Origin of the sequence: Agromyces cerinus subsp. cerinus (assembly GCF_900142065.1) — a bacterium.
Lineage (GTDB): Bacteria > Actinomycetota > Actinomycetes > Actinomycetales > Microbacteriaceae > Agromyces > Agromyces cerinus.
Genome location: NZ_FSRJ01000005.1, coordinates 20,626 through 47,072, shown reverse-complemented (window position 1 = coordinate 47,072; position 26,447 = coordinate 20,626). Strand labels below are relative to the sequence as shown.

The following is a 26,447-nucleotide window of genomic DNA, read 5'->3' as shown; positions in this document are numbered from 1 at the left end:
CCTTCCGTTCGGCGCGCGCGGGGTCTACGCTGCGGATCGGGAGCACATTTCGGCTCCGATGGTGCGGCAGTGCAGGAGGACCGGAATGTCTGATTCGTCACCCCTCACGCGAGTGCTTCGGCAACCGGCGCGAAGCGCGGAGGCCAAGGAGTCGTCGGCACTCCTCGTGGGTGCCGCGGCCCTCGTCGTCGGAACGCTGATCGGCCTCTTCGTCTTCTGGGACCAGGACGTGCCGATCTCCGGCCGTGGCTCCGTCGGCGTCTACGCGGCCGTCGGCGGTGCCATCGCCGCGATCGCCGCATTCGTGTTCGGGTGCGCGATGCGGCGCTCTCGCGCCCGCTCGATTCCCGGGTACCACGCCCGCCTGCACTGGTTCGACGTCGCCGCGCTCGCCCTGGCGCTCGGCGTGATCGCGCTCCTCGGCTTCACCGGGCTCGCGTCGCTGCTGAGCGAGAGCTTCGTCGGCGCCCTCGTCTACGGCATCCCCGCGGCGGTGCTCGGCGGAGTGGCGATGGCGATCGCCGCGTACATGTCGTACCTGTCGGCCGTGAACCTCACGCCGATGCTGCTGTCGCTCGTGCTGGCGTTGTTCCTCGCCGTCGGCGCGCTCGCGAGCATGCTGAGCGCGAGCGACCCGCTCTGGTGGACGAAGAACCTCAGCACGCTCGGCATCAGCGACGACATCTCGGCCCTGACGTTCAACGTCACGCTCATCATCGCCGGGGTGATGGTGACGACGATCGCGCACTACGCGACCGCGTTCCTGCCGGCCGACGGCGCCGGCGAGCGGCGGGGTCGCAACCTCGTGCGCTTCGGGCTCATCCTGATCGGCATCCTGCTCGCCTGCGTCGGCATCTTCCCGGTCGACGAGTACCTCGGTGCGCACAACCTCGCGGCGACCGGCATGGCGATCGTCTACGTCGCGATGGTCGTGAGTCTGCCGGCGCTGCTGCCCTCCATGCCGAAGGTCTTCGTCATGCTCGGGTACGTCTACGTGGGCGTCATCGTGGTGCTCGCGGGCTTCTTCATCAGCGGGTACTACAACCTCACGGCGGTCGAGCTGGTCGTGGCGGTGCTGGTCTTCAGTTGGGTCATCGTGTTCCTGCGCAACACCGGCGCGGTCGAGCAGGGTGCGGACGCCGAGGCGTACGCCGACGCCGAGCCGGCCGTGACAAAGGCGGGAGCTGTGCCCTAAGGTGATACGAGTCCGGCGGCTCGTGAGGTCGTCGACACCCGAGAAGCCACTCCGCTCCCGGGCTGCACCGCGGCCCCGGAACGGTGCCCGGAGGTCCAACTGTTGAACGCCGACGAGACGAACGACGCATCGGAGCGCCCGCGCTCCGCACGTCGATCGGCCGACCGAGGTCGAACCCCACGACGCACCTCATCAGCTCGGCGACGCTCCAAGCAGGCCCAGGGCGCAGCGGATGCCGCGGCATCCGTCGCAGCGCCACCGGTGACCGCCGTCCGTGGCGCCGACGTCGCCGCCGCAGTGGCCAAGGCGCCGAAGCCGACCACTCGTCGCAACGGCCCGGCGCGGGTCTTCGCGACGATGCTCGTCGTGCCGGCGATCGTCGGCACCGTGGCGCTGCCGGCCTACGCGTTCATGCCCGGCGGCGAGTCGTTCGAGGCGTCCGGCACCTTCAGTCTCTCGAAGGCGGAGGCGCAAGACGTCGAGGTCTCCTCGCTCGCGAGCGGCGCGCCGCTGTCGACCGAGGGCTACAGCGTCGTGACGAAGGCCGAGATCGAGGCTGCGCGCATCGAGCAGGAGGAGAAGGACGCGGCGGCGTGGGCCGCGAACCTCGCCTCGCGCGGTTCGGGCAGCTATGCGATCTACACGGTCAAGGCCGAGGGCGACGACTACCCCTGGTGGGACCAGACGCCCGACGACTACGGCGGAGGCCTGTCGCCGCTGCGGTACTACTACCGCGAGTGCGTCGACTTCGTGGCCTGGCGCCTGAACCGCGACGCCGGCGTCACGAGCGCCCCGTGGAAGTGGGACTGGGCGAACCTCGCCTCGGGCAGCGCGTACGCGTGGGCCGACGAATGGGCGAGCCGGGGCTGGCCGACGTCGAGCGAGCCGGTCGTGGGCGCGGTCGCCTGGTTCCCGTACAACCACGTGGCCTACGTGCAGTCGATCAACTCCGACGGCAGCGTGAACATCGAGGAGTACAACCAGAACTCCGACCACTCCTACCACCGCCGCACCATTCCGGCCGGTGAGGCGCTGTACCTCTACCCGCCGGGATAGTCCACCTGCGGTCGTCGAACCCGACGGTCTCGAGACCTACACGCGAGCCAGGCACGCCGGCGCCGGCGTCTCCACGACCCCGACGACGCCCGTCGGCACGCCGACTCCGTCGAGCGCGACCACGGCGATGGAGTCGGAGCCCTGATCGGCGACGAGCGCGAACCGCTCGTCGTGCGTCAGCTCCAGGTCGCGCGGATGCCGCCCACCCGTCACGACCGTCGCCACGAGTTCGAGCGTGCGCGTCGCGCGATCGAAGCGGAGGGCGCGCAACGCGTCGGCGTCGCGGTCGCCGACGAGCACGATGCCCCCGCGCGTCAGCCGGATCGCCGAGCAGCCGAGTCCGCGCGGCTCGACGTCGTCGCCGATCGAGCACCACGCCACTTCGCGCCCTTCGACGAGGTCGATGACACTCGCCGTGCGATCGAGCTCGTTCGCGGTGATGGCCAGGTCGCCGGCGATGACGAGGTGTCGGGGGCCGGCACCGGCATGCACGACGATGTCGCGCGCTTCGTCGTGCACGAGAGCGTCGGGGAGCGTGTCGAGCGCGAGCACGCGCACCCGGTCGGCGCCGAGGTCGGGCACGAGCAACCGATCGCGCGCGCTGTCGACGACCGCCTGGTGCGGGTGCGACGACTCCTGGCGCTCGTGGTTCGGACCGGTGCCGGTGAAGTCGGCACTCAGCGCGACGTCGGCCGGGGCATCCGGAGCCGCGTGATGCACCGAGAGCCGCGCGCCCGAGTAGTTCGCCGCGAAGAACAGGCCGCCGGCCTCGTCGAAGGCGAGGTGGCAGGGGTCGGCGGCTCCGGTCGCACCGGGCAGGCTGAACGGCGAGAGGCGGTCGCCCTCGAACGTCCACGTCGAGACGCGGCCGTCGGCGAGCTCGTGCACGATGCCGAGCACACCGGTCGCGGGGGAGACCGCGAGGAACATGGGGTTCGGGCCGACATCGACGGGCTCGCCGAGCGTTGCACCGCCATCGGCCGCGATGTCGAGCGAGCGGATGCCGCGCGCCGCCGTGCCGAGCGCACCGAGCGTCGATGCGCCCACCCAGAACCTCGTGGTCTTCGACTCGCCCATGCCGCCCCGTTCTGCGGCAGCGCCGCGTTTCGCGTGCGCTCGCGCGCCGGAGAACACGCTACCGCGCGGCGGGTAAACTCTGATGCGGCCAGCCTCTGTAGCTCAATGGAAGAGCAACTCCGTCCTAAGGAGCAGGTTGGGGGTTCGAGTCCCTCCAGGGGCACCGATGCGTGTCAGCCGCCGAGCAGGCCCCTGATGTCGTCTGCCGTCAAGGTCTCGCTGAAGAGCTCGCCGTCGTCCATGAGCGATGAGACGAGCTTCGCCTTGCGGGCCTTCAGCGCCATCACCTTCTCCTCGATCGTGCCCTCGGCGACCATGCGGTAGACGTTCACCGACTTCGACTGGCCGATGCGGTGCGCCCGGTCGACGGCCTGCGCCTCGCTCGCGGGGTTCCACCACGGGTCGAGCAGGAAGACGTAGTCGGCCTCGGTGAGGTTCAGGCCGAACCCGCCCGCCTTCAGGCTGATCAGGAACACGGGCGCGTCGCCCTCGCGGAACTTCGCGATGACGTCGGCCCGCTTCGTCGTCGCGCCGTCGAGGTAGGCGTACGGCACGCCCGCCGCCTCGAGGCGGGCGGCGGCGATCTGCAGGAACGACGTGAACTGGCTGAAGACGAGCGCCCGGTGGCCCTCGGCGACGACCTCGTCGAGCTGGTCGAACAGGGCGTCGAGCTTCGCAGACGGCACGTCGGCGTACTGCTCGGCATCGATGAGCGCCGCATGCAGGCTCAGCATGCGGAGCAGCGTGAGCGAGCGGAACACCGTGAACCGATTGCGGTCGAGGTCGTCGATGAGGCCCAGCAGCTTCTGCCGCTCGAGCTGCAGGAACGCGTCGTAGACCCGTTGGTGCTCGGGGTCGAGCTGCACCGTCAGCACCTGCTCCTGCTTCGGCGGCAGTTCGGGGGCGACGACGTCCTTCGTACGGCGCAGCATGAACGGCCTGATGCGCCGTCGCAGCGTCGCCAGGCGCTCGGCGTTGTGGTCGTTCTCGATCGGCCGCGCGAAGCGCTCGGCGAAGCCGCGGGCCGAGGGGAAGAGACCGGGCGCGACGATCTTCAGCAGCGCCCACAGCTCCATCAGGTTGTTCTCGACGGGCGTGCCGGTGACGGCGAGGCGGAACGGCGCACGGATGTCGCGTGCAGCCGCATTCGCCTTCGAGGAGTGGTTCTTCACGAACTGCGCCTCGTCGAGCACGAGCCCGGCCCATTCGAGTGATGCGAACTCGGGCGCGTCGAGGCGGAGGATCGCGTAGCTCGTCACGACGATGTCGGCGCGCGCCGCGACATCCGCGAGTCGTGCGCCGCTGGACGCCCGCGTGGCGGTGACCGTCTCGACGCGTAGGCCGGGCACGAAGCGCGTGGCCTCGGCCGCCCAGTTCGAGACGACCGAGGTCGGTGCCACCACGAGGAACGGGCGGCGCTCGCCCTCGGCCGCGGTCTCATGGGCGTGCGCGATGAGCGCGAGCGTCTGCGCGGTCTTGCCGAGGCCCATGTCGTCGGCGAGGATGCCGCCGAGCCCGTGCCGGTGCAGGAATGCGAGCCAGCGGAATCCGGCGAGCTGGTAGGGGCGCAGCTCCATCGCGAGTCCGGCGGGCGGGGCGATCTCCTCGACGCCGTCGGCCGCGCGGAGCCCCGCAACGGTGTCGCGCCACGCCACGGCCGTCTCCGACTGGTCGGCGAGGTCCTCGAACTCGGCCCAGAGGCTCGTCTGGTAGCGGCTGATGGTGAGGCCGGCCTCCCACTCCCGGAGCGACCCGGCCTCCTCGATGAGTTCGCGCAGCGGGTCGAACACCGGCTGCTTCAGCGACAGGTAGCTGCCGTCGACCATGAGGAGCTTCGCCCGCCCCTTCGCGAGCGCGCTGAACAACGGCCCGAACGGCACCTTCCTGCCCTCGACCGTGACCACGACGCCGAGGTCGAACCAGTCGGTGCGATCGCTCTCGACGGTGGTGACGGTGAGCGTCGGAGCCTCGACGAGTTCGCGGTAGGCGGGCGGGTCGCCGACGACGTCGATCCGCAGTCGCTCGAGCTCCTGCAGCCGCGGAACGAGCCTCGCCGTGAACTCGGCGCTCGCGAGCCCGCGCAGCTCGGCCTCGGGGCGGAGGCGCGGTTCCGTTCCGGGCGTCACGGCCGGCAGCCCGGCCGGGTCGTCGGCGAGCAGCGCGGCAGCGGATGTCGCGACCAGCCGCTCCCGTTCGGGATCGTGGAACTCGGCGTCGGGGGCGTCGAGCGCGAACCGGCGACCGCCGTCGGCCTCCCACCGCCATTCGAGCCGTACGACGTGGTTCGGCTCGTGGTGCATCGTGGCGACGAGGGTCGCGGGCGGCAACTCGGGCAGTGCGAAGCTGCCGTCACCGCTCGCGAGGCGCAGCGACCGTGCCAGCGGCGCGTACTGCTCCTCGACGAACGTCTCGACCTCCGCCGCGGGCACGATGATCGGCGTGCGCCGCCGCACCGCGGCACGGCCCGCGGCGGTGAGCGGCGCGGCGAGCGGCGCGAGCGTGATCGTGCCTTCGGCGAAGTCGAACGCGTAGACGCCGTGGTCGCCGATGAGCCGCACGAGCTCGGTCGGGTAGCTGCGCCCGCCGACGGTGACCGCCGGGGTGAGCACGAGGTCGGGATCGGGGCCGGGCACGGCACCCGCCGCGGCATCGGCGTCCGGTTCGGCATTCGTGTCGGGCTCCGACTTCGGGTCGTCGCCGGGCGCGGCAGCAGCGTGCCGCGCGTCGAGTCCGATCACCGCGGGTCGTGCGACGTCGATCACCGTGCGCGCCGTGCCGCCGACGAGTGCGATGCCGAGTCGCGGTGCCGCGTCGAGCAGCGCCCACAGGGTGCGGCTCTCGTACTCGTCGAGCGAGATCCACGCCGAGCCGTACTCGGCGAACGCGGAGTGCCTGGTGCCCTTCAGCAGCGAGAACTCGGCGAACCATCGCGCCTGCGCCGGGTCGAACCCGCCGGCGCGGCCCTGGAAGCCGACGTTCTGCCAGGTGAGACTGCCCTTGATCCATCCGCCGCGGGTGCCGCGGGTCACCGGGCGAACGGCGAGACGGTCGACGGATGCCGCCGAAGACGCGGGTTCGTCGCGAGCCGTCTGGCGTGCGCTCGCCTTGCGGGAGACCCGCTCGCGCAGTTCGAACTGGAGTGCGAGCGGCTGCCGGACCGCCGCGTCATCCGCTTGCCCGTCGGAACCGTGCGCGGTGCCCGCGAGCGCGGCCAGCTCTCCGCGCCACCCCGAGGCCGCCGCGCTCGCCGCGTCGCGAACGTCGAGGTCGGCCGCTTCGGACTGCTCGCGCTTGTGGCGTTCGGCCGAGGCGATCAGTGTCGCCGCGACGTGCTTGCAGTTGCGCCCGACCGGGCAGGTGCAGGCTCCGGCGAGAATCGTCGCCCGCCCGGGCATGCCGAGGTCGAGCTTCACGGTCGAGCGGTACGGCTCGGGCGCGGTGCCCTGCACGTCGGCGCTCAGCCGGAAATGGGCGGCGTCCCAGTTCAGGGAGACCACGGCGCCCGCACGTTCGGCGGTGCGACCGCGGCTCAGGTTCAGCGGACCGACGAACCTCGCGATCGCGAGCTCCTCCACGAACGGGTACGTGTCGACGGGCATCCTTCTATCGTCGCACCCCGCGAGGGTCGGAACGCACACGTCGGGCCCCCGCACTCGGCGCGACGAGGGACCCGGCCGCTCAGTCGGCGTCTCGACGTGACGGATGGGACGCGGCTGCGGCGCGGATGGCTGCGATGCGCCGATCGGCCCAGCGTCCGACGAGCGGACCGATGACGATGAGGAGCGCCCAGGTGTACCGAGCCCAGTCGGTGCCGAAGAGGTAGGCGATCGGAATCGAGGCGAGGAAGACGACGGGCGTCGTGAGCGTGTCGATGAACTTCACCGTGTCGGCGCGCCGCGGCAGCGGGTCGCGGACCACTCCGTCGCGGCGGGCGACGAAGAAGACCGCCGACTGGGCGAGCACGGCGATGCTGATGTTCAACGCGTAGACCGTCACGGTGAGCGGCTCGTCGGCGAGTTCGGCATCGCTGACGCCCTGGGTCGAGAAGGGGATGAGCACGACGAAGGCGATCGCCACGAGGTTCGCAGTGATCGTCGCCGGCGTGATGGCGCCGAACCGCGCGACGATGCGGTGGTTCGCGCGCCAGAACACCGCGATCACCGCGAAGCTGATGCCGAATCCGAGCAGCTGCCAGCCCAATCCGCTCGAGAGCAGCGTCGACAGGTTGCGCCACGCGGATGCCTCGGGAGGGTCGATGTTCACGACGAGCAGCGTGAGCGCGATCGCATACACCGCGTCGAGGAACGCGAACGTTCGCGTGAATTCGACGCTGTCGCGTTCGTAGCGGTGCGCTCCGCCGGTCGCCGTGCTCATGCGTCGATGCCGCCGGTCGCCTCAGCCGAGCACGTCGTCGAGGTCGTACGCGACCGGCCGCTCGATCTGCTCGAAGGTGCACGAGCGCGGCTCGCGGTCGGGCCGCCACCGCTCGAACTGCGCCGTGTGGCGGAACCGGTCGCCTTCGAGCTGGTCGTAGCGCACCTCGGCGACGAGCTCCGGACGCAGCTGCACGAACGACACGTCGCGGCCCGAGGAGAAACGACTGCGCTCCGTCTCGCCGGTGATCGCGGAACCGTCGTCGTCGCGCACGACGTAGGGCGCCAGCTCGTCGATGAGCTCGAGGCGCCTGGCGTTGCTGAACGCCGACATGCCGCCGACGTTGCGGAGCCGGCCCTCGTCGTCGTAGAGGCCGAGCAGGATCGAGCCGACGCCCGCTCCAGAGGCGTGGATGCGGTAGCCGAGCGCGACCACGTCGGCCGTGCGGTGGTGCTTCGCCTTCAGCATCACGCGCTTGCCGGGGGAGTAGGGCGCCGCGAGGGGCTTGGCGACGACGCCGTCGAGCCCGGCGCCCTCGAACTCCTCGAGCCAGCGCCGGGCGAGGGCGACATCCGTCGTGATGCGGGTGAGCCGGATCGGGTCGCCGATCCCGCCGACGAGTCGCTCGAGCGCGGCGCGACGCTCGGAGAACGGCCGGTCGAGCATCGAGACGTCGTCGGCCTCGATCAGGTCGAACGCCACGAACATCGCCGGGGTTTCGCGCGCGAGCAGCTCGACCCGGCTCGCCGCCGGATGGATGCGCTGCGAGAGCGCCTCCCAGTCGAGGCGGGCCTGCCCGGTGCGGGCCGTCGAGATGACGATCTCGCCATCGAGCACGCACGGCACCGGGAGCAGGCGCGTGAACGCCTCGACGAGCTCGGGGAAGTAGCGGGTGAGCGGTTTCGCCCCCCGGCTTCCGATCTCGACGTCTTCGCCGTCGAACGAGACGATGCCGCGGAAGCCGTCCCATTTCGGCTCGTAGGCGAGGCCGCCGTCGACCGAGTCGGGGTCGGGCACGCCGGGCACGGCCTTGGCGAGCATGGGGGCGACGATCTCGTTGGGCGCCATGCCGACAACGATAGAACGGGATGTCCCCGCTGGCGAGAGCGGGCGGCTGAGATCACCGCGCTGCAACGAGAGAACCGGATGCCACCCCTGGCGACCCTCAGATCACCGCACGAAGCCCCGCCGACAGTGCGGTGTGGTGCTCGAACACCAGGTTCGTCTCGGTCAGGGCGACCGCGGGGTTCGCCGAGAGGTTCTTCAGCACGAACTGCCGCACGTGGTCGCTGTCGCGGACGCGCACGTGGATCAGGAAGTCCTCGGAGCCGCCGAGGAAGAAGAGCTGGGCGACCTCGGGCTGGGTGCGGAGCTCGTCGGAGATCTGCTCCATGAGGTGGCGGGCGCCCGGCCGGATGCGCACGCTCACGAGCGCCTGCAGGTGGTAGCCGAGCGCCGCGGGATCGATCTCCGCGGTGTAGCGCACGATGACCCCGCGTTCGCGGAGCGAGCGCACACGGGCGAGGCAGGTCGACGGCGAGACGCCTGCGGCGCGCGCGAGGTCGACGTTGGGGATGCGCGCATTCTCATGCAGCCGGGCGATGATCTGGCGATCGATCGCGTCGAGCACGACGGGCGTGGGCTCGACGCCGGGTGCGCTGATCTGCGGTGCGTCGGGCATCGAGACATCCTTGATTCGAATGAGTGAAGCGGATATCGCGATCCTACCGAATTCTGTACGGGTGATCTGTCGGACAGGCGAATAAGCGGCGAGAATAATGCCAGTCGTCACTACGACATTCGGACCACAGCAACGGAGCAACCCATGCGCATCGGCGTGCCTGCAGAGATCAAGAACAACGAGTTCCGCGTCGCGATGACGCCCGCGGGCGTCGACGCACTCGTCGGCCGCGGCCACGACGTCGCGATCCAGACCGGCGCGGGCAACGGGGCCGGCTACCTCGACACCGAGTACGCCGAGGCGGGTGCGACGATCGTCGCGACCGCAGCCGAGGCATGGTCGGCCGCCCTCGTGCTGAAGGTCAAGGAGCCGATCGCCGCCGAGTACGGCTTCCTCCGCGAAGACCTCACGCTCTTCACCTACCTCCACCTCGCTGCCGACCTGCCGCTGACCCGCGCGATCCTCGACTCGGGCGTCACAGCGATCGCCTATGAGACGGTGCAGCTCGCCGACCGCTCGCTGCCGCTCCTCACGCCGATGAGCGAGGTCGCGGGTCGTCTCGCCCCGCAGGTGGGCGCAGCCGAACTGCTCGCCTCGAAGGGCGGCCGCGGGGTGCTGCTCGCGGGCGTGCCGGGCACCTCGCCGGCCAAGGTCGTCGTCATCGGCGGCGGTGTCGCCGGCGAGCAGGCCGCGGCGACCGCGCTCGGCCTCGGCGCCGACGTCACGGTGTTCGACATCTCGCTGCCGAAGCTGCGTGAGATCGACGCGCGCTACGACCACCGCATCCACACCCTGGCCTCCTCGCCCTACGAGATCGCGCGCCAGCTGAAGGACGCCGACCTCGTCGTCGGCGCCGTGCTCGTGCCGGGCGCCGCTGCGCCGAAGGTCGTCAGCGACGCGATGGTCGCGACGATGAAGCCGGGCTCCGTGCTCGTCGACATCGCGATCGACCAGGGCGGATGCTTCGAGGGCTCGCGCCCGACCACCCACGCCGAGCCGACGTTCCGCGTGCACGACGCCATCTACTACTGCGTCGCCAACATGCCCGGCGCGGTGCCCGCGACGTCGACGCCTGCGCTCACGAACGCGACGCTGCCGTACACGCTGAAGATCGCCGACCTCGGCTGGGAGGCCGCGCTCGCCGCGGACCCCGCGCTCGCGAAGGGACTGAACGCCACGGCCGGCAAGCTCACGAACGAGGGCGTCGCCGCAGCGCACGGCCTCGAACTCGCCTCGATCTGATCGGAGCGAACCGTGGCGGCGCCCTCGGGCGCCGCCACGGCCGGCTCAGGAGAGCGTGAGGAAGAGCTTCTCGAGTTCGTCGACGCTGAGGCGCTCCGAGGCATCCGCCGTCTGGGGCTCGTCGGCCTCGGCGAGGCACTCGCGCATCGCCGTCGAGATGACCGCGAAGCCGGCCTTGTCGAGCGCGCTCGAGACGGCCGAGAGCTGGGTGACGACCGTGCGGCAGTCGGCGCCCGACTCGACGGCGTCGATGACCGCGTTGAGCTGGCCGCGGGCGCGCTTCAGGCGATTCGCGATGCGACGCTGCGCGTCCGCCTTGGACTCCGTCGCGGTCGTCATGACGCACCGCCGAGAATGACGGGCAGGCCGGCCCGGTGCCAGGCCACGATGCCGCCGTCGATGTTGACCGCGTCGATGCCGCGGCTCTCGAGGTACTGCGCGGCCTGGGCGCTCCGGCCGCCCGCGTGGCAGAGCACGTAGACGGTCGTGTCGCTCGGCACCTCGGCCACCCGTTCGACGAGCTCGCCGAGCGGGATGTCGAGGGTGCCCTCGATGCGGGCCTGGGCGAGTTCGCCCGGCTCGCGCACATCGAGGATGACGGCGTCGGAGGTCGCGTGGACGTCGTTCGGGGTGGTGGATCGCATCGGGGCTCCTGTTCGAGGGGATGTGGGTGGTCGCGGCGGCCGCTAGGCGGCCAGTGGCAGTTCGGCGAGCGACCTGGCGCGCTGACCGTCGCGCCAGGTGAGGAATCCGCCGTCGAGGTTCACGACGTCGTGGCCGAGCTCGGAGAGCAGGCGTGCGGCCGTGTGGGCTCCCTGCCCGACACGGCAGTGCACGACGACGCGGCGGCCGGCGAACTCGGCGTGCCGTTCGCGCAGCGATTCGACGGGGATCCACAGCGCCCCGGGGATCGTGCCTTCGGCGAGCTGCGCCTCGGCGCGCACGTCGAGCAGCACGGCGCCGGTGGCGAGTTCGTGGTCGAGTTCGTGCCACTGGATGACGCGGTCGTCGCCGCTCGCGAGGTTGCGGGCGACGTAGCCGAGCATGTTGATCGGGTCCTTCGCCGAACCGTACTGCGGCGCGTACGCGAGCTCGAGGTCGGCCAGAGCGGATGCCGCGAGGCCGGCGCTCATCGCCGTGGCGACGACGTCGATGCGCTTGTCGACGCCGTCGGTGCCGACGGCCTGGGCGCCGAGGATGCGGTCGTCGGCGGTGTCGATGACGAGCTTCATCGAGAGCGGGGAGGCGCCGGGGTAGTAGGTGGCGTGCGAGGACGGGTGGGTGTGGACGACCCGCACGTCGCGGCCGCGCTCCCGTGCGACGCGTTCGGTCCAGCCGACGCTCGCCGCGGTGAGGCCCGCCGCGTCGATGATCGCGGTGCCGAGGGCCGGCCGTGACGGCGCGGCATCGCCGGCGATCGTGTCGGCGACCGCTCGCCCGTGGCGGTTCGCGAGGCCGGCCAAGGTGACGAGGCGACCCGAGCCGTCGATCGCGTCGCGCTTCTCGGCCGCGTCGCCGATCGCGAAGATCGCGGGGTCGCTCGTGCGGTGGAGCGCATCGACGGCGATGCCCCCGCCCGCGCCGATCGTGAGGCCTGCGGCGGCCGCGAGGGCGGTCTCGGGAGTCACGCCGATCGCCGCGATGACGAGGTCGGCGCGGACCCGGCTGCCGTCGTCGAGCACGACGTGGTCGATGCCGACCGCGGTCGTGACCCGTCCGAGTCGCACCTCGATGCCGAGGGCGCCGAGGTGGTCGGCGATCGGGGCGGCCATCTCCTCGTCGAGGCTCGGGAGCAGGTGCGCGCCGCGCTGCACGAGGGTGACGCCGAGACCGCGACGGTACAGGTTGTCGGCCATCTCCAGCCCGATGAACCCGCCGCCGATGACGACGACCGCGCCGTCGGCGGGCACGCGGTCGAGGTCCGCCATGAGCCGGTCGAGGTCGTCGAGTGTGCGGAGCGCATGCACGGGGGCATCCGTCGCGATGCCCGCCGGCCACCGCGGTGCCGCGCCGGGGGAGAGCACGAGTTCGTCGTAGGCGATCTCGGTGGTCGCGTCGTCGTCGAGACGTCGCACCGTGACGGTTCTGGCGTCCCGGTCGATCGCGACGACCTCGTGTCGCACCCGCGCGTCGATGCGGAATCGCGCGGCGAGTCGTTCGGGGCTCTGCAGCGACAGGGCGTCGCGATCGGCGATCACGCCGGACACGTGGTACGGCAGCCCGCAGTTGGCGAAGGACACCTCGCGGCTGCGTTCGAGCACGATGATCTCGCGCTGCTCGTCGAGTCGTCGCAGGCGCGTCGCGGCGGACATGCCGCCGGCGACGCCGCCGACGATGACGGTGGTGCGGGCGCCGTCGCGCTCGGGGGCGGCGTGCGCTTCGAATCGGTCGGCAGGGCGTCGGGGAGGAACTGAACTCACCCGGGGGACGCTAGCACAATACCCTGGGGGTATCGAAAGAGCCTCGGGCGCGGCGATGCTCCGAGAAATCCGCGGGATTCCACGTATGGTGTCGGTGTGCGGCGGCTCGATCGGAATCACGACGAGGAGGACATCCTCGATCCCGAAGTCGATGCTGCCGCCGAGAACCTCACCCCGGAGCACATGCGACACGACATCACGAGCCCCGACGGATTGAGCCTCGGCGACCCCGACCTCGTCGCGGGCAACGTCGCCGAACCCGCATGGCGGCGCTGGAACGCCGAACTCGCGGCCGTGGGCGGACGCTCGCCGCTCGCCCGGTTCGTCGACACCGCGCAGACCCGCATCGAGCTCTCGACGACCCACCCCGGCGGCCTGCCCCAGTTCATCACCGGCAAGTCCACCCTGCTCTCGAGTCTCATCCGCGACGAGCTCGCATTGCGGAACGCGCGCCTCGCCGCCGCCGAGATCACCCAGAAGGGCATCGAGCTGCGCTCGGTGCGCGGCATCGAGTCGGTGCACCTGGCGATCGGCCTCGCCTCCTGGCGCAACGCCGGCGAGGAGTTCCTGGCACCCGTGCTGCTGCGCCCGCTCGCGATCCGCCGCTACGGCCGCGACTTCGAGCTGAAGCTCAAGGGCCAGCCGTTCCTGAATCCGGCGCTCGCCCGCGAACTCCGCGAGCAGTTCCAGATCACGCTCGACGCCGACGCGTTCGTGGCGCTCGCGATCACCAACGGCGTGTTCAAGCCGCAGCCCGTCATCGACCGGCTCCGCGGGCTCACGAGCCACCTGCCGTGGTTCCACGTGGCGCCGCGCCTCGTCGTCTCCTCGTTCGCCGAGGTCGGCCCCGAGATGGCAGCGGATGCCGCGAACCTCGACCACCCCGTCATCGATGCGATCGCCGGCAACCCCGCCGCCCGCGCGACGGTCGTCGCCGCGACCGGCGAGCGGGTGCGCGCGGTCTCGCAGGACGCGAGGCCGCCCTCGACCGACACCCTCCTGCTCGACGCCGACCCCGAGCAGGAACAGGCGATCGCCGAGATCGAATCGGGCACCTCGGTCGTCGTGAAGACGTTGCCGGGCACCGGCGGCACGCAGACGATCGTCAACGCGATCGGCGCGCTCGTCGCGAAGGACAAGCGCGTGCTCGTCGTCGGCGCGCGTCGGGCGAGTCTCGACGGCATCGCGCACCGCCTCGGCCAGGTCGGCCTCGGCGGCGCCGCCGTCACGACCGCAGGCCTCCGACGAGAGCTCATCCAGTCGATCTCGCGCAACGAGAAGGCCGAACGGCCGCGGGTCGCCGACGTCGACGACGCCCTCGTGCGCCTTCGCAAGGTGCTGCTCGACTACCGTTCGGCGCTCACGCGAAAAGACCCCGAGCTGCACGTCTCGGTGCTCGACGCGCTCAGCGAGCTCGCGAGCCTCGCGCTCGTGCCGAGCCCACCGTCGACGACCGCGCGCCTCGACCATGCCGCACTCGCAGCCGTCGCCGGTCGTCGCGAGGAGATCGCCGCAGACCTCGCCCGCGCCGCCGCGCTCGGCGAGTTCCGGTACGGTCCCGGCGATTCGCCCTGGTACGGGGCGTCGTTCACCTCTTCGGAAGAGGCGACCGGTGCGCACGAGCTCGCGAAACGACTCTCCCGCAGCGACCTGCCGCGACTGCTCGACCGAGGCCGCGCCCTCATCGAGCACACGCGGTTGCGCGAGTTCGAGTCGGTCGCCGAGCTCGGCGTCTTCCTGCGGCTGCTCCTCGACGTCCGCGAGACGCTCGACCGCTTCCAGCCGTCGGTCTTCGACCGTCCGCTCGGCGAGCTCATCGCCGCGACCTCCGCGCGTCGCGACTCTCCGGGCATGTCGGGTGCCAACCGACGGCGCCTGCGTCGCCACGCGCTCGAGTTCGTGCGTCCCGGCGTGCACGTCTCCGACCTGAACTCGGCCCTCCGCGGCATCCAGCAGCAGCGCACCCTCTGGCAGCGCTACTCCGACGCCGGTGCGATCCCCGGCGTGCCCGTCGGCATCGACGACGTGCACGTCGCCTATCAGCACGTCGTCGCCGACCTCGCGGTGCTCGATGCGCCGCTCGGCATCGTCGGCACGCAGCGCCAGCTCGCGTCCCGTCCGGTTCGCGAGCTCACCTCGGCGCTCGAAGGCCTCGCCGCAGAGTCCGAGGTGCTGACGAACCTGCAGGAGCGCACGGCCGTGCTCGCTCGCCTGCGCGACCTCGGCCTCGACCCGCTGCTGCTCGACCTGGCCAAGCGCCACGTTCCCGAGCGGGGAGTCGCCGCCGAACTCGAGCTCGCCTGGTGGCAGTCGGTGCTGGAGTCGGTGCTCGCGAACGAGAAGGCGCTGCTGGGTGCGAACACCTCGGTGCTCGACCGTCTCGAGGGCGACTTCCGCCTCGTCGACGAGGCGCACGCCTCCGCGGCCGGGCCGCTCCTCGCGTGGCGCCTCGCCGAGAACTGGAAGGTCGCGCTCGTCGACCACGCCGACGAGGCCGGGCGACTGAAGCGGATGCTGCGGGGCGACCGGGTGCGACCCGAGGCGCTCCAGGCGGAGACGCCGCACCTCTTCCGTGCGCTCGCACCGGTCTGGCTGGCCTCGCCCTACGACGTCGCCTCGATCGACGACTCGATCGGCTTCGACACGGTGATCCTCGTCGACGCCGGAGCCACGAGCATCGCGGAGAACCTCGGCGCCATCCGGCGGGCGAAGCAGGTCGTCGCGTTCGGCGACCCCGTCACCCAGACCCCCACGCTCTTCGAGACCGGTCTCGACGATGTGGACCAGCCAGGGGCCTCGTCGACCGAGCACGGCGTCGACGCTCTGCACGCCGACTCGGCGCTCGCGCGGCTCGGCGAACTGCTGCCGACGCTCACCCTGACCCGCAGCTACCGTGCCGGCGGCGAAGACCTCGCCGAGCTCGTCAACAACCGGTTCTACGCGGGACGCATCGCCTCGCTGCCCTGGGCGGGCAGCTTCCTCGGCCACGGCAGCCTCGGGCTGCACTACGTCGCGGGCAACGGCCTGCCCGACACCGTCACCGGCACCGTCGAATCGATCGACACCGAGGTCGCGAAGGTCGTCGAACTCGTCATGGAGCACGCGGTCAAGCGACCGCGCGAATCGCTCATGGTCATCACCGCGAGCACGAAGCATGCCGGCCGGGTGCACCAGGCGGTGCTCGCGGCCTTCGCCAAGCGCACCGACCTCTCCGATTTCATCCTGAAGGACCGCGCCGAGCCGTTCACGGTGCTGACCCTCGAACAGGCCGTCGCGCAGAGTCGCGACCGGGTGATCTTCTCCGTCGGCTACGGGCGCACCCCGCACGGCAGGCTGCTCTCGAACTTCGGCTCGCTCGGCGAGCCCGGCGGCGACCGGCTGCTCGCGGTCGGCATGACGCGCGCGCGCCGCTCGATGGACGTCGTGTCGGCGTTCCGCCCCGAAGACATCGACGAGGATCGCCAGAGCCACGGCGTGCTCGCGCTCGCGAACGTGCTCACGCAGACCGAGGAGCGCGCGGCAGGACCGAGCGCGACCGGGGAGGCCCCCTCGATGCTGCACGACCTCGCCGCGAGGCTGGAGCGCCGCGGCATCCGGGTCAGTGTCGGCCATCGCGGCCGACTCGCCCTCGCCGCCGCGAACGCGGGCAAGGCGGTCGTCGTCGAGACCGACGACGCCCTCACCGGGCTCAGCCTGCGCGAGTCGCTGCGGCTGCGTCCTGACGTGCTGCGCCGACTCGGCTGGCACTACCTGCGGGTGCACAGCTTCGAGCTCTTCGGCAATCCCGAGGCGGTCGCCTCGCGCGTCGCGTCACTGCTCGGTCGGCCCGATGCCGAGCGAACGGCGGATGTCGCGGCCGAACGCCGATGACCGAGGAACCGCGTCAGCGCGTCGAGCGTGCCGCCGGACGGGCGCGCCGTGCGCGGCTCACGCCGGCCCCCGGCTCCGACCCGTCGCCCGAGGCGCCGGTCGACCGGCCCGACGAACCGGCGACGCCCCGCAAGCGGAAGGCCGGCCCCGGGTCATCCGACGACGAACGCCTGACCCGCGACCGGCCTCCCCACTGGAAGCAGACCTGATCACTCGCGATGCACGCCGGCGGCGCCCCGCTCGGCGAGCAGGTCGCGGATCTGGGCGAGCATGGTGAGCTCGGTCTCGGGCTCTTCGGGGTCGGGCTGGCCCGCCTTGCGCTTGGCCTCCGCCCGCTCCTTGAAGTGGTTCATCGGCATGACGAAGACGAAGTAGACGACGGCGGCGACGGCGAGGAACGAGATGATCGCGCCGATGACCGAGCCGTAGGCGAAGGTCGCACTGCCGATCTTGACGGTCATGTCGTCGAGGCTGTCGGCCTTGAACAGCAGCCCGATGAGGGGGTTGATGAGCCCTGCGACGATCGCGTTCACGACCGCGGTGAAGGCGGCGCCGATGACGACCGCGACCGCGAGGTCGATGACGTTGCCTCGCATGATGAATTCTTTGAAGCCCTTGATCATGGCTCGTACCCTTCGTCGATGGCGGATCCGGGTTCGGCGGATCCGTGTGTCGTGGGGTCGACCGGCACCACGCTAGCCGAAGCTCAGCTCGACGAGGACGAGGAGCCGCCGCCGGTCGTTCCGCCACCCGATGACGAACTGGAGGAGCCGGAAGACGACCCGGAACCGGACGAGCCCGATCCGCCGCTGCGGGAATCGGTGCGGTAGAAGCCCGAGCCGTTGAAGGTCACGCCGATGGTGTTGAAGAGCTTGCGCAGCTTGCCGCCGCAGACCTCGCAGACCGTGAGCGTGTCGTCGGTGAACGCCTGGTGGATGTCGAAGGCGTTGTCGCACTCGGTGCAACGGTAGGAATACGTGGGCATGGAGCTTCTTCCGATCTCGGGTGACGCGCCGGCCCGCAGCCGGTCAGAACGCGATGATGCGCGTGGGCGTCACGACGCCGTTGACGCCTTGATCGTGCACCTCACGCGGCACGGTCTCGACGAACTCGCTGTCGAAGACCACGGCGTACACCGGGGGACATTTTCCCATTGATCCGAGGGTCTTGTCGAAATAGCCCCTGCCCCAGCCGAGGCGCATGCCCGTCGCGTCGATCGCCGCGGCGGGCACGATGATGAGGTCGACGTCGTTGATGGCCATCGGCCCGAGCAGTTCGCCGACCGCCTCGGGCGTGCCGTGGAGGCCCAGCGTCTCGGTCTCCTCCTCGCCGACGGTCCAGTCCAGCAGGCCGTCCTCGCGCGTGACGGGGAACAGCACGCGGATGCCGCGGGCCTCCGCCCAGTTCACGAACGGCCGCGTGTTCGGCTCGGTCGGCATCGAGAGGTAGCAGGAGATCGACTCCGCCTCGGTCGAGCCGATCAGCTCCTCGAGGCGGGCGGTGAAGCCCTCGGTCGCGAGCTCGCGCTCGTGCGCCGGCATGTTCCGGCGTCGCTCGCGCAGTTCGGCGCGGAGGATGCGCTTGTCTACATCCGGATCGTCGGGCATGGCACACATCCTAGGACGAAGCGGCCGGAACCCCTCCGAGGGGCGGCCGGTACGCTGAGTCGCATGACTCAACGGATCACGAAAGCCGTCATCCCGGCAGCAGGGCTCGGCACCCGCTTCCTGCCCGCGACGAAGGCGATGCCGAAGGAGATGCTCCCGGTCGTCGATCGGCCGGCCATCCAGTACGTCGTCGAAGAGGCCGTCGAGGCCGGGCTGACCGATGTGCTGATGGTGACCGGGCGCAACAAGAACGCGCTCGAGAACCACTTCGACCGCGTCGCCGAGCTCGAGGCCACGCTCGAGGCCAAGGGCGACACCGTCAAGCTCGCCAAGGTCAACGAGTCGACCGACCTCGCCGACATGCACTACGTGCGCCAGGGCGACCCGCTCGGGCTCGGACACGCGGTGCTGCGAGCCCGCATGCACGTCGGCGACCAGCCGTTCGCCGTGCTGCTCGGCGACGACATCATCGACGCGCGAGACACCCTGCTCACGCGCATGCTCGAGGAGCAGGGCGTGCGCGACGCCTCGATCGTCGCGCTGCTCGAGGTCGACCCCGACTCGATCCACCTCTACGGCGCAGCGGCGGTCGAAGCCACCGACGACCCCGACGTCGTGCGCGTCACGGGCCTCGTGGAGAAGCCGGCGAAGGAGGTCGCGCCGTCGAACTACGCGGTCATCGGCCGCTACGTGCTGAAGCCCGAGGTGTTCGACATCCTCGAGCACACTCCGCCGGGCAAGGGCGGCGAGATCCAGCTCACCGACGCGCTCATGACCATGGCGGGGGATGTCGAGGGCACCGGCGGCGTGTACGGCGTCGTCTTCCGAGGCCGCCGCTACGACACCGGCGACAAGCTCGACTACATCAAGGCGGTCATCCAACTCGCCGCGGATCGTGAAGACCTCGGACCGGATCTCCGCCCGTGGCTCGTGGAGTACGCGGCAGGACTCGATACAGTCTGAGCATGCCCGCAGTCGCCGTGCCCACCCTGCGAGACGGCGACGTCACGCTGCGACCCATCCGCGTCCGCGACGCGAAGCCGCTCGAGCGGGTGCTGCTCGCCAACCGCGGGTGGCTCCGGCAATGGGAGGCGACGTACCCGGGCGGCGGCTCGGTGATCGACACGCGAGGGAGCATCCGCAACCTCCTGGCTCACGCGCGCAGTGGCCACGCGCTGCCGTTCATCGTCGAGGTGGACGGCGCGCTGGTCGGGCAGCTGAACGTCTCGTCGATCACGTACGGCTCGCTGTCGTCGGCGACGATCGGCTACTGGGTCGCCCAGGATGTCGCGGGTCGCGGCATCACGCCGACGGCGGTGGCGCTCGCCACCGACTACTGCTTCGCCACCCTGCGGCTGCATCGCATGGAGATCTGCATCCGGCCCGAGAACGGGCCGTCGCTCAGGGTGGTCGAGAAGCTCGGCTTCCGCTACGAGGGGCTCCGGCGGCGGTTCATCCACATCAACGGGGTCTGGAGCGACCACTTCGCGTTCGGGCTCGTGGCCGAGGAGGTGCCGCGCGGCGTGCTCCGGCGGTGGCGCGACGGGCTGGTGCCCGAGGGCCTCGCCCGCGTGAGCGACGAGGATCGCGCGGCATCCGCGCACCCTTTGCGGCTGCCTGATCGGTGAACACGCGGGCGTCGAGTACGGCTGAGGGCATGTAGTGACCTAGCGTTGTCCCATGGACGTGATCGGTGGGGGGCTGCTCGTGGCTGTTGCAGCCGCGCTGTGGATCGCGTACCTCCTGCCGAACTGGCTGCGTCGTCGCCAGTACATGGCCACCGAGCGCAACGCCGTGCGGCTCCAGCAGACGCTCCGGATCCTCGCTGAGACCGCCGAGACGCCCGAGCCCGTACGGGTCGAGGCGACGGCTCGCGAGGTCGCGGCGCAGCAGCGCATCCTGCAGCAGCGCGAGGCGACGGCACGCCTCACCGCAGAGGCCGAGGAGCGCGAAGCGCTCGCCGAGCGCTGGGCCGCTGAAGGCGCAGTGGATGCCGCGCGCCTTCGTGTCGGCGTGGTGCTCGCCGCGGCGGCCGCGGCGACCGAGCCGATCGCCATCATCGCGCCCGCCGAGGCGCCGGCGGCTCCGGTGCAGAGCCCCCGATCATCGATGAGCGCACTGGCCCGCAAGCGACTTCGTCGCGGACGGGCGCTGTGCTCGCTCCTGCTGCTCATCTCACTGCTCACCGTCATCGGCGGTGGCATCGCCGCCGCCCTCGGCGCCTCGCTCATCACACCGCTGATCGGAGCGGTCGGCATGGCGCTCGCGTTCGCGGGCCTCGTCAGGCTCGCACGGGTGCGCCCGGCGGCTCCCGTCGCGGCTCGTCCGGCGACCGTCGTCGAGGCGCGGCCGTTCGAGCCGATCGATCTCGTCGAACCCGAATCGCCGGCCGACGGCTGGGTGCCGCAGCCGCTGCCGCGCCCGCTGCACCTCTCGAGGGGCACGATCGCCGCGATGGCGATGGCCTCCATCGATGCGGCGGCGGAGCTGAAGCGGGCGGAGGCCGGTGACGACATCGCGCGTCGCGCGGCCGAACTGGAGCCTGAGCTGCCCGTCATCACGCCGGCCGCCGCCTCCGCTTCGGCGGCGCGTACGCGTTCGGAGGCCGCCGCGATGCACGACGACGTCCCGGCGAGCCCGTATGCTCGCATGGGAATCATCGACGATGCACGGCCCGGCTTCGAGGACCTCGACGCGGTGCTGCGCCGCCGCAGGCAGGCAGGCTGAACCGGGGCGATGGTCGGAACCATCGTCCGCGGGATGATAGGCTCTTTCTCGCTCGGGCCCATGGCGCAGTTGGTAGCGCGTCTCGTTCGCAATGAGAAGGTCGGGGGTTCGAATCCCCCTGGGTCCACCGAGTCGAAGGGCTCCCGCAGATGCGGGAGCCCTTCGTGCATCCGCCCCGCAATCGCATCTGGCGACGCCGTGATCCGGGACTCGCTCCCGCGATCCCGCCGCTCGGACACTACCCTCGAACGGACACTCCTTCGAGTGCCGCGAATCGGGGGGAGTGCGACATGAGGGACGACCTCACGGCCGCGCACGCCCGCCTGCGGCACTGGGCGAAGCAGAGGCCCACCGCGCGAGACCCGTACGAGGTGCTCGTCGAACTCGACTTCATCCAGCGCGACACGACTCCCGGCGCCGAGGCGGAGCGCGATCGTCGTGCCGCACTCGAGGTGCTCGTTCGACGCGGCGTGCTCACCGAGGCGGTGGCCGCCGGCGCAGCAGAAGCACCGATCGGCGGTGCCGCTGCGACGGTGTCGCGTCCGCAGCGTCGCGCGCCGAAGGCGATTCCCACACGCATCGTCGAGGACCGCCCTGCCGACCCCGGCGCCGTGGTCGCCGTCGGCCTCATCGCGCTCGCGCCGGTCTCGGTCGCAGCCCCCGCGTTCACCGGACTCGATCTCGTGGCGGCCTACTGGGTGTCGACGGGGTTGCTGCTCGCCGGGGAGCTGGTGCTCGCGACGACGGCGGGACGCGGCGCGAGCGCCCCGCGCCGCATCGGTCGACTCAGCCCGGTCGCGTTGCGCTGGGTCGCCGCGCTCGCGGCCCTCGTGCCCGTGCTCGTCATCGTGACGGCGTTCGCCGATCCCGTCGCGGCGACGCGCTACGTCGGCGCGTTCCTCGGCGCGCAGAGCATGATGGTGTTCGGCATCGTGGCGTTCTCGGAGATCGCCAGAAAGCAGGACTGGAACGCACGTGGCGGCCGCTCCGCCGATCCACGGGTCGTACGCGGCGAATCGCTGCGCATCGACATCGGGGCCTTCCTCGGCACCGCACTCGTCGCGATCGCCCCGTTCGCGGCGGCGCCGTCCCTCGTCACCGCGGCCGACCCCCTGACCTGCGGCTGGCTCGCGACCGGCCTCCTCGTCGCCGGCGCATTCGTGCTCGGGCTCACCGCCGGCCGTGCCGACCCACTGGCACCGGCGCGCCGGGGCCGACTGAGCTCCGCGGCGCTGCGATGGGTGGTGGCACTCGCGATCGCGACCCCGGTCACGCAGCTCGCGATGATCCTCACCGAGCTCGATGCGCTCTGGACGGCGATGGCGGGGTGCCTCGCGATCCAGTCGCTCGCCGTCATCGCGCTCATCACACTGCCGTCGATCGCGCGTGGCCAGGAGCGCGGCGGTCCGCTGCGCTCCTGAGGTGCCGGGGACGTAGGGTTGAACGGATGTCGCAAGCGCCAGAGACCCGGTCGATCACCCTCCCCGAGAGCCACCGCTGGCGCGCCTACTGGGTGTGCGTCGCCGTCGCCGCCCTCACGATCCTCGACCTGTCGAAGGTCAACGTCGGACTCCCGGCGATCGAGGACGCCTTCGGCGCCGGCTCGACGGAGCTCCAGCTCATCGTCGCCGGCTACGTGCTCACCTTCGGCCTGACCCTCGTGCCGGCCGGTCGCATCGGAGACCAGCGCTCGCGCAAGACGCTCTTCATCGTCGGCCTCAGCCTCTTCACGCTCACGAGCCTGGCCGCCGCGCTCGCGCCCAACATCGAGGTGCTGCTCATCGCCCGCCTCCTGCAGGGCGTCGCCGCCGGCATCCAGATGCCGCAGGTGCTCGGCATCATCCAGGAGCTCTTCACCGGCAAGGAACGCGGCAAGGCGTTCGGTCTCTTCGGAGCGACCATCGGGCTCGCGACCGCGTTCGGTCCCACCCTCGGCGGGCTGATGATCGCGATCGGCGGACCCGAAGACGGCTGGCGCGGCATCTTCTGGATGAACGTGCCGCTGGCCCTCGCCGCGATCGCCCTCGCGATCTGGCTGCTGCCGGTGACGCGGCATCCGTCGTCGAAGCCGCTGTCGCTCGACCCGGTCGGCCTCGTGCTCTTCGCGGTCACCGTGATCTCCCTCATGTGGCCGTTCCTCTTCACGACGGGGTCGCCGAGCGACAACCCCGCACGTTGGTGGGTGCTCGTGCTGTTCGTCCTCGCGATCACGGCGTTCATCGCGTGGGAGCGGCACTACGCGGCGTCCGGCAAGCATCCGCTGGTACCGCTCGCCCTCTTCGGCGTGAGCTCGTTCCGCAACGGCACGGCGCTCGCGAGCGTGTACTTCGCGGCGATGCCGTCGATGTTCCTGCTGACGACGCTGTACCTGCAGCACGGCCTCGGGCTCGAGGCCGTCTTCGCGGGCATGGTCGGCATCGGCTTCGCCCTCATGAGCGCCGTCGGCTCGTGGGTCGGCGGCACGCTCGTCAATCGACTCGGCCGGCCGCTCGTCGTCTGGGGGCTGGCGCTGCTCCTGGTCGGCATCGGGCTGCTCGTGCTCTTCGCGCTCACGACCCAGCCGGCGGTCACGCCCTGGGCGATGGCCGGTGCGATGGTGATCGGCGGCGCGGGCGGCGGTCTCGTCGTCTCGCCGAACCAGACGCTGACGCTCATGGACATCCCGGTCAAGCAGGGCGGTCTCGCCGGCTCGGTCGGCCAGCTCGGCCAGCGCATCGGCACGGCGATCGGCACCGCCGTCACGCTCTCGCTCTTCTACTCGACGATCTTCCGCGAGGCCGACGGCGAACCCGACCTCACCGTCTACCACCACGCCTACGGCATCGGCATGCTCGCCGTCGCGATCTTCGTCGCGATCGCCTTCGCGATCGGCGTGGCCGATCTCGGCGCGCGGCGGCGCCAGCGCAGCGCCCTCGGCGGAACGGAGCCGGCGGCCGCCTGACGGGGCTGCGCCGGCGGCGACAGCGATCCCGACGGCGACTGCGTCGCGACCGGCTCAGCGGATCGCGAGGATCCTGGCGCGTTCGGGCTTGTCGTAGTGCTCGATCGCCGCGCGCAGCGCGACCCGGGGCATGGTCGCCGCGTGCCGTTCGACGAACGTCGTGAGCCGCTCGCGATCGAGGTCACCGGCGGCCCGGAGCACCCAGCCGACCGCCTTCTGCACGAGCGGCTCCGGATCGTCGGCGAGTGTCTCCGAGAGCTCGAACGCGTCGTCGACCTCGCCGCGGCGGAGGAAGGCGAACGTCGCCACGAGGGCGGTGCGGCGCTCGGGCCAGAACCCGGATGCCGCGAGCCGGGCGAGCGGTGCACGGTCGCGTTCGAGCAGGTACCCGCCGATGACGTCGCGCGCGGCGAGGTCGACGAGATCCCACTGGTCGATGCGGTCGTGCCGGCGGAGGTAGAGCCCGTAGAGCTCGTCGCGGCGCGCCTCGGAAGTCTTCGGCCGTGCGGCGGACTTTCCCATGATGCTGCAGGCGAGGGCCCGCACCTCGTGCGTCGGTCGCTCGAGCAGCGCCTCGAGCTCGCCGACCGGCAGGTCGAGGGCCGTCTTGGCGAGTTCGAACACGGCGCCCATGCGCACGCCGATGAACGGGGCATCCGGGTCGGGCGGGAAGTAGCGCGTGTACTTCTCGCGCTCCTCTGCACTCGCAAGGCCCTCGAGCGTGGCGACGAGCGCTGCGGCATCCAAATCGCGCCTCCCGTCGTCGGGATCAGCGTACGGGGGCCGAGGCCTCCACGACAGGGGCATCCGAGAAGGCGAGCTTCGGCACGAAGGCGAGCAGCACGGCCGCCAGCGCCGCCGTGAGCCCGCAGACGAGCCAGACGGTGACGTAGCCGCCGAAGGCGCCGGCAGTGCCTGTGGCGGCCTCACCCGCGGCGCCCAGCAGTGCGATGCCGAAGACGCACGAGGCGATCGCCCCGCCGACGGTCTTCACCGAGTTGGTGAGGCCGGTCGCGACGCCGGTCTGGTGCGCAGGGGCGGCAGCGGCGGCGGCGGCCGGGAGCGCCGCGACGAGCGCGCCCGAGCCGATGCCGGCGATCACCATGTTCGCGAGCACCTGGGCGTACCCGTCGTGGAACGGCAGGAACAGCAGGTAGCCGATCGCGACGAGCGAGCTCGCGCCGATGAGGGCGACGCGCGGCGTGACCCAGCGGGTCGCGAGCGGGAAGAGCATCGCGCCGACCACGAGCGAGAGCACGTACGCGCCGACCAGGATGGACGTCTGCCCGGTCGTCGCGCTGAGCCCGAAGCCGTACACCGAGGCATCCGTTCGGGCGAACGTCGAGAGGGGCGCCTGTGCGCCGAGCACGCTGACGCCGAAGAGCCCCGCCGTGAGGAAGATCGGCCAGAGCGTCGGCTCGCGGAACATGCGCACGTCGATGAGCGGGTCGGGGTGCTTCAGCTCGTACCGTGCGAACGGGATCACGAGCAGGGCGCCGAGCGCCACGAGGGCCCACGAGAGCAGGTCGGCGGGGCCGTTCAGGCGCATGAAGCTGAGCCCGCCCGTGAGCGAGAGCAGGGCGAGCGAGATGAGGATGAGGCCGCCGGTGTCGAGCGTGCCGCCGGTGAGGTCGGGCGACTCCTTCACTCCGAACAGCACGACGAAGAAGCAGGCGACCACGGCGACGGCCGGCACGAGGAGCAGCACCTGCATGGGGAGCAGCTCGGCCAGGGCGCCCGCCGAGAGCGCGCCGGCGATCGCCCCGAGTTCGAGCGCCGCGACGAGCAGGCCCGCCGCCTTGCGGGTCATCGCCGCCGGGCGGTCGGCCGAGCGGCTGCGCGACCAGATGAGCGCGATCTCGAGCGGCAGCCAGACGACGTAGAACCCCTGCAGCGCCCACGCGACGAGGAAGACCCAGAACTGGTCGGTGAAGGCGAGCGAGATCGAGGCGACGGCGGTGACCGCCGTCGACCACACGAGCATGCGCTTGTGGCCGACCATGTCGCCGAGCTTCGCGAACGCCGGAACGACGAGGGCGGAGAGCATGAGCTGCGTGCCCTCGAGCCAGTTCACGTCGGCGTCGTGGATGCCGAGGTGCCTGGCGATGTCGGTCAGCAGCGGCGTGTAGTAGCCCTGCAGGATGCCGCTCGTGAACTCGACGAAGGCGAGGAATCCGACGATCGCGGCGACGGGACCGAGTCTGGCAGCGCGCTTCATCGGGGCTCCTTCGGGACGGGGTGGATTCACCCTAATGGG

23 protein-coding genes and 2 tRNA genes are annotated in these 26,447 nt (G+C 71.3%); 12 read left to right on the top strand and 13 right to left on the bottom strand.

Going from position 1 to position 26,447, the window contains the following annotated elements; genetic code table 11:
- The first annotated feature begins 85 nt into the window (after positions 1-85).
- Positions 86-1,195, top strand: coding sequence for a hypothetical protein (locus BUR99_RS17575; RefSeq protein WP_074261705.1), 1,110 nt, complete (start codon positions 86-88; stop codon positions 1,193-1,195).
- Positions 1,196-1,456: 261 nt separating this feature from the next.
- Entirely contained in the window at positions 1,457-2,251 is a 795-nt protein-coding gene (locus BUR99_RS17570) for a CHAP domain-containing protein (protein ID WP_074261704.1), read from the top strand.
- A 36-nt stretch (positions 2,252-2,287) separates the two neighbouring features.
- Here BUR99_RS17570 and BUR99_RS17565 read toward each other — a convergent pair whose 3' ends face one another.
- Entirely contained in the window at positions 2,288-3,328 is a 1,041-nt protein-coding gene (locus BUR99_RS17565; protein WP_074261703.1) for a lactonase family protein, read from the bottom strand.
- Between the two features lie 91 nt (positions 3,329-3,419).
- Between BUR99_RS17565 and BUR99_RS17560 the strand changes: the two genes are divergently transcribed.
- Positions 3,420-3,491 (top strand) — tRNA-Arg (locus tag BUR99_RS17560).
- Positions 3,492-3,501: 10 nt separating this feature from the next.
- Here the strand turns inward: BUR99_RS17560 and BUR99_RS17555 are convergent.
- The 4 genes from BUR99_RS17555 to BUR99_RS17540 all read right to left on the bottom strand — a co-directional run bounded on the left by BUR99_RS17555 (position 3,502) and on the right by BUR99_RS17540 (position 9,383).
- On the bottom strand, positions 3,502-6,927 hold the full coding sequence (locus BUR99_RS17555) for a DEAD/DEAH box helicase (protein WP_074261702.1): 3,426 nt from the start codon (positions 6,925-6,927) through the stop codon (positions 3,502-3,504).
- Positions 6,928-7,006: 79 nt separating this feature from the next.
- Entirely contained in the window at positions 7,007-7,702 is a 696-nt protein-coding gene (locus tag BUR99_RS17550; protein ID WP_074261701.1) for a TMEM175 family protein, read from the bottom strand.
- Positions 7,703-7,723: 21 nt separating this feature from the next.
- Positions 7,724-8,770 carry an ATP-dependent DNA ligase gene (locus tag BUR99_RS17545; protein WP_074261700.1) on the bottom strand — a complete coding sequence of 349 codons (1,047 nt, stop codon included), beginning with the start codon at positions 8,768-8,770 and terminating at the stop codon, positions 7,724-7,726.
- Between the two features lie 97 nt (positions 8,771-8,867).
- On the bottom strand, positions 8,868-9,383 hold the full coding sequence (locus tag BUR99_RS17540) for an Lrp/AsnC family transcriptional regulator (RefSeq protein WP_074261699.1): 516 nt from the start codon (positions 9,381-9,383) through the stop codon (positions 8,868-8,870).
- Positions 9,384-9,527: 144 nt separating this feature from the next.
- Between BUR99_RS17540 and ald the strand changes: the two genes are divergently transcribed.
- Positions 9,528-10,625: an alanine dehydrogenase gene (gene ald, locus BUR99_RS17535; protein ID WP_074261698.1), complete on the top strand. Its 1,098-nt coding sequence runs from the start codon at positions 9,528-9,530 to the stop codon at positions 10,623-10,625.
- Between the two features lie 45 nt (positions 10,626-10,670).
- On the opposite strand, the gene BUR99_RS17530 is transcribed toward ald, so the two are convergent.
- From BUR99_RS17530 to BUR99_RS17520, 3 genes are read right to left on the bottom strand one after another with little or no spacing between them, the layout of a single operon-like run.
- Positions 10,671-10,964 carry a metal-sensitive transcriptional regulator gene (locus tag BUR99_RS17530; protein ID WP_074261697.1) on the bottom strand — a complete coding sequence of 98 codons (294 nt, stop codon included), beginning with the start codon at positions 10,962-10,964 and terminating at the stop codon, positions 10,671-10,673.
- Positions 10,961-11,269 (bottom strand): rhodanese-like domain-containing protein, encoded by a 309-nt coding sequence (locus tag BUR99_RS17525; protein ID WP_074261696.1) that lies wholly within the window; start codon positions 11,267-11,269, stop codon positions 10,961-10,963. Before BUR99_RS17525 ends, BUR99_RS17530 begins: the two co-directional genes overlap by 4 nt.
- A gap of 42 nt (positions 11,270-11,311) precedes the next feature.
- Positions 11,312-12,961: an FAD-dependent oxidoreductase gene (locus BUR99_RS17520; RefSeq protein WP_074261895.1), complete on the bottom strand. Its 1,650-nt coding sequence runs from the start codon at positions 12,959-12,961 to the stop codon at positions 11,312-11,314.
- A 180-nt stretch (positions 12,962-13,141) separates the two neighbouring features.
- On the opposite strand from BUR99_RS17520, the gene BUR99_RS17515 reads away from it, so the two are divergent.
- Positions 13,142-16,915, top strand: a complete 3,774-nt coding sequence (locus BUR99_RS17515; RefSeq protein ID WP_074261695.1) for an ATP-binding protein — start codon at positions 13,142-13,144, stop codon at positions 16,913-16,915.
- Positions 16,912-17,124, top strand: coding sequence for a hypothetical protein (locus BUR99_RS17510; protein ID WP_074261694.1), 213 nt, complete (start codon positions 16,912-16,914; stop codon positions 17,122-17,124). Before BUR99_RS17515 ends, BUR99_RS17510 begins: the two co-directional genes overlap by 4 nt.
- Here the strand turns inward: BUR99_RS17510 and mscL are convergent, their stop codons facing one another.
- The 3 genes from mscL to BUR99_RS17495 all read right to left on the bottom strand — a co-directional run bounded on the left by mscL (position 17,125) and on the right by BUR99_RS17495 (position 18,522).
- The gene (mscL, locus tag BUR99_RS17505; protein WP_074261693.1) at positions 17,125-17,538 is read right to left on the bottom strand and encodes a large conductance mechanosensitive channel protein MscL; all 414 of its coding nucleotides are present in this window, start codon (positions 17,536-17,538) and stop codon (positions 17,125-17,127) included.
- Between the two features lie 83 nt (positions 17,539-17,621).
- Entirely contained in the window at positions 17,622-17,900 is a 279-nt protein-coding gene (locus BUR99_RS17500; protein ID WP_074261692.1) for an FmdB family zinc ribbon protein, read from the bottom strand.
- A 43-nt stretch (positions 17,901-17,943) separates the two neighbouring features.
- Positions 17,944-18,522 carry a 5-formyltetrahydrofolate cyclo-ligase gene (locus BUR99_RS17495; RefSeq protein WP_074261691.1) on the bottom strand — a complete coding sequence of 193 codons (579 nt, stop codon included), beginning with the start codon at positions 18,520-18,522 and terminating at the stop codon, positions 17,944-17,946.
- Positions 18,523-18,585: 63 nt separating this feature from the next.
- On the opposite strand from BUR99_RS17495, the gene galU reads away from it, so the two are divergent.
- The 6 genes from galU (at position 18,586) to BUR99_RS17465 (ending at position 24,190) form a co-directional block, all read left to right on the top strand.
- A complete protein-coding gene (galU, locus tag BUR99_RS17490) occupies positions 18,586-19,485 on the top strand; it encodes a UTP--glucose-1-phosphate uridylyltransferase GalU (RefSeq protein WP_074261690.1) in 900 nt (299 codons plus the stop codon).
- Between the two features lie 2 nt (positions 19,486-19,487).
- A complete protein-coding gene (locus tag BUR99_RS17485) occupies positions 19,488-20,150 on the top strand; it encodes a GNAT family N-acetyltransferase (RefSeq protein ID WP_074261689.1) in 663 nt (220 codons plus the stop codon).
- A gap of 52 nt (positions 20,151-20,202) precedes the next feature.
- Positions 20,203-21,249 (top strand): hypothetical protein, encoded by a 1,047-nt coding sequence (locus tag BUR99_RS17480; RefSeq protein WP_074261688.1) that lies wholly within the window; start codon positions 20,203-20,205, stop codon positions 21,247-21,249.
- 54 nt (positions 21,250-21,303) lie between these two features.
- A tRNA-Ala gene (locus BUR99_RS17475) sits at positions 21,304-21,376 on the top strand.
- Between the two features lie 163 nt (positions 21,377-21,539).
- A complete protein-coding gene (locus tag BUR99_RS17470) occupies positions 21,540-22,670 on the top strand; it encodes a hypothetical protein (protein ID WP_074261687.1) in 1,131 nt (376 codons plus the stop codon).
- A 26-nt stretch (positions 22,671-22,696) separates the two neighbouring features.
- A complete protein-coding gene (locus BUR99_RS17465; RefSeq protein WP_084184120.1) occupies positions 22,697-24,190 on the top strand; it encodes an MFS transporter in 1,494 nt (497 codons plus the stop codon).
- A 54-nt stretch (positions 24,191-24,244) separates the two neighbouring features.
- Here the strand turns inward: BUR99_RS17465 and BUR99_RS17460 are convergent, their stop codons facing one another.
- Positions 24,245-24,937: a DNA alkylation repair protein gene (locus tag BUR99_RS17460; protein ID WP_200802768.1), complete on the bottom strand. Its 693-nt coding sequence runs from the start codon at positions 24,935-24,937 to the stop codon at positions 24,245-24,247.
- A 22-nt stretch (positions 24,938-24,959) separates the two neighbouring features.
- Positions 24,960-26,408: an MFS transporter gene (locus BUR99_RS17455; RefSeq protein WP_074261685.1), complete on the bottom strand. Its 1,449-nt coding sequence runs from the start codon at positions 26,406-26,408 to the stop codon at positions 24,960-24,962.
- Between the last annotated feature and the right edge of the window lie 39 nt (positions 26,409-26,447).

Excerpts from the sequence above, each read along its gene's own strand:
- BUR99_RS17575 (WP_074261705.1), top strand. The coding sequence starts at position 86 with ATGTCTGATTCGTCACCCCTCACGCGAGTGCTTCGGCAACCGGCGCGA.
- BUR99_RS17565 (WP_074261703.1), bottom strand. The coding sequence starts at position 3,328 with ATGGGCGAGTCGAAGACCACGAGGTTCTGGGTGGGCGCATCGACGCTC.
- BUR99_RS17555 (WP_074261702.1), bottom strand. The coding sequence starts at position 6,927 with ATGCCCGTCGACACGTACCCGTTCGTGGAGGAGCTCGCGATCGCGAGG.
- BUR99_RS17550 (WP_074261701.1), bottom strand. The coding sequence starts at position 7,702 with ATGAGCACGGCGACCGGCGGAGCGCACCGCTACGAACGCGACAGCGTC.
- BUR99_RS17545 (WP_074261700.1), bottom strand. The coding sequence starts at position 8,770 with ATGGCGCCCAACGAGATCGTCGCCCCCATGCTCGCCAAGGCCGTGCCC.
- BUR99_RS17540 (WP_074261699.1), bottom strand. The coding sequence starts at position 9,383 with ATGCCCGACGCACCGCAGATCAGCGCACCCGGCGTCGAGCCCACGCCC.
- ald (WP_074261698.1), top strand. The coding sequence starts at position 9,528 with ATGCGCATCGGCGTGCCTGCAGAGATCAAGAACAACGAGTTCCGCGTC.
- BUR99_RS17530 (WP_074261697.1), bottom strand. The coding sequence starts at position 10,964 with ATGACGACCGCGACGGAGTCCAAGGCGGACGCGCAGCGTCGCATCGCG.
- BUR99_RS17525 (WP_074261696.1), bottom strand. The coding sequence starts at position 11,269 with ATGCGATCCACCACCCCGAACGACGTCCACGCGACCTCCGACGCCGTC.
- BUR99_RS17510 (WP_074261694.1), top strand. The coding sequence starts at position 16,912 with ATGACCGAGGAACCGCGTCAGCGCGTCGAGCGTGCCGCCGGACGGGCG.
- mscL (WP_074261693.1), bottom strand. The coding sequence starts at position 17,538 with ATGATCAAGGGCTTCAAAGAATTCATCATGCGAGGCAACGTCATCGAC.
- BUR99_RS17500 (WP_074261692.1), bottom strand. The coding sequence starts at position 17,900 with ATGCCCACGTATTCCTACCGTTGCACCGAGTGCGACAACGCCTTCGAC.
- BUR99_RS17495 (WP_074261691.1), bottom strand. The coding sequence starts at position 18,522 with ATGCCCGACGATCCGGATGTAGACAAGCGCATCCTCCGCGCCGAACTG.
- galU (WP_074261690.1), top strand. The coding sequence starts at position 18,586 with ATGACTCAACGGATCACGAAAGCCGTCATCCCGGCAGCAGGGCTCGGC.
- BUR99_RS17485 (WP_074261689.1), top strand. The coding sequence starts at position 19,488 with ATGCCCGCAGTCGCCGTGCCCACCCTGCGAGACGGCGACGTCACGCTG.
- BUR99_RS17480 (WP_074261688.1), top strand. The coding sequence starts at position 20,203 with ATGGACGTGATCGGTGGGGGGCTGCTCGTGGCTGTTGCAGCCGCGCTG.
- BUR99_RS17470 (WP_074261687.1), top strand. The coding sequence starts at position 21,540 with ATGAGGGACGACCTCACGGCCGCGCACGCCCGCCTGCGGCACTGGGCG.
- BUR99_RS17465 (WP_084184120.1), top strand. The coding sequence starts at position 22,697 with ATGTCGCAAGCGCCAGAGACCCGGTCGATCACCCTCCCCGAGAGCCAC.
- BUR99_RS17455 (WP_074261685.1), bottom strand. The coding sequence starts at position 26,408 with ATGAAGCGCGCTGCCAGACTCGGTCCCGTCGCCGCGATCGTCGGATTC.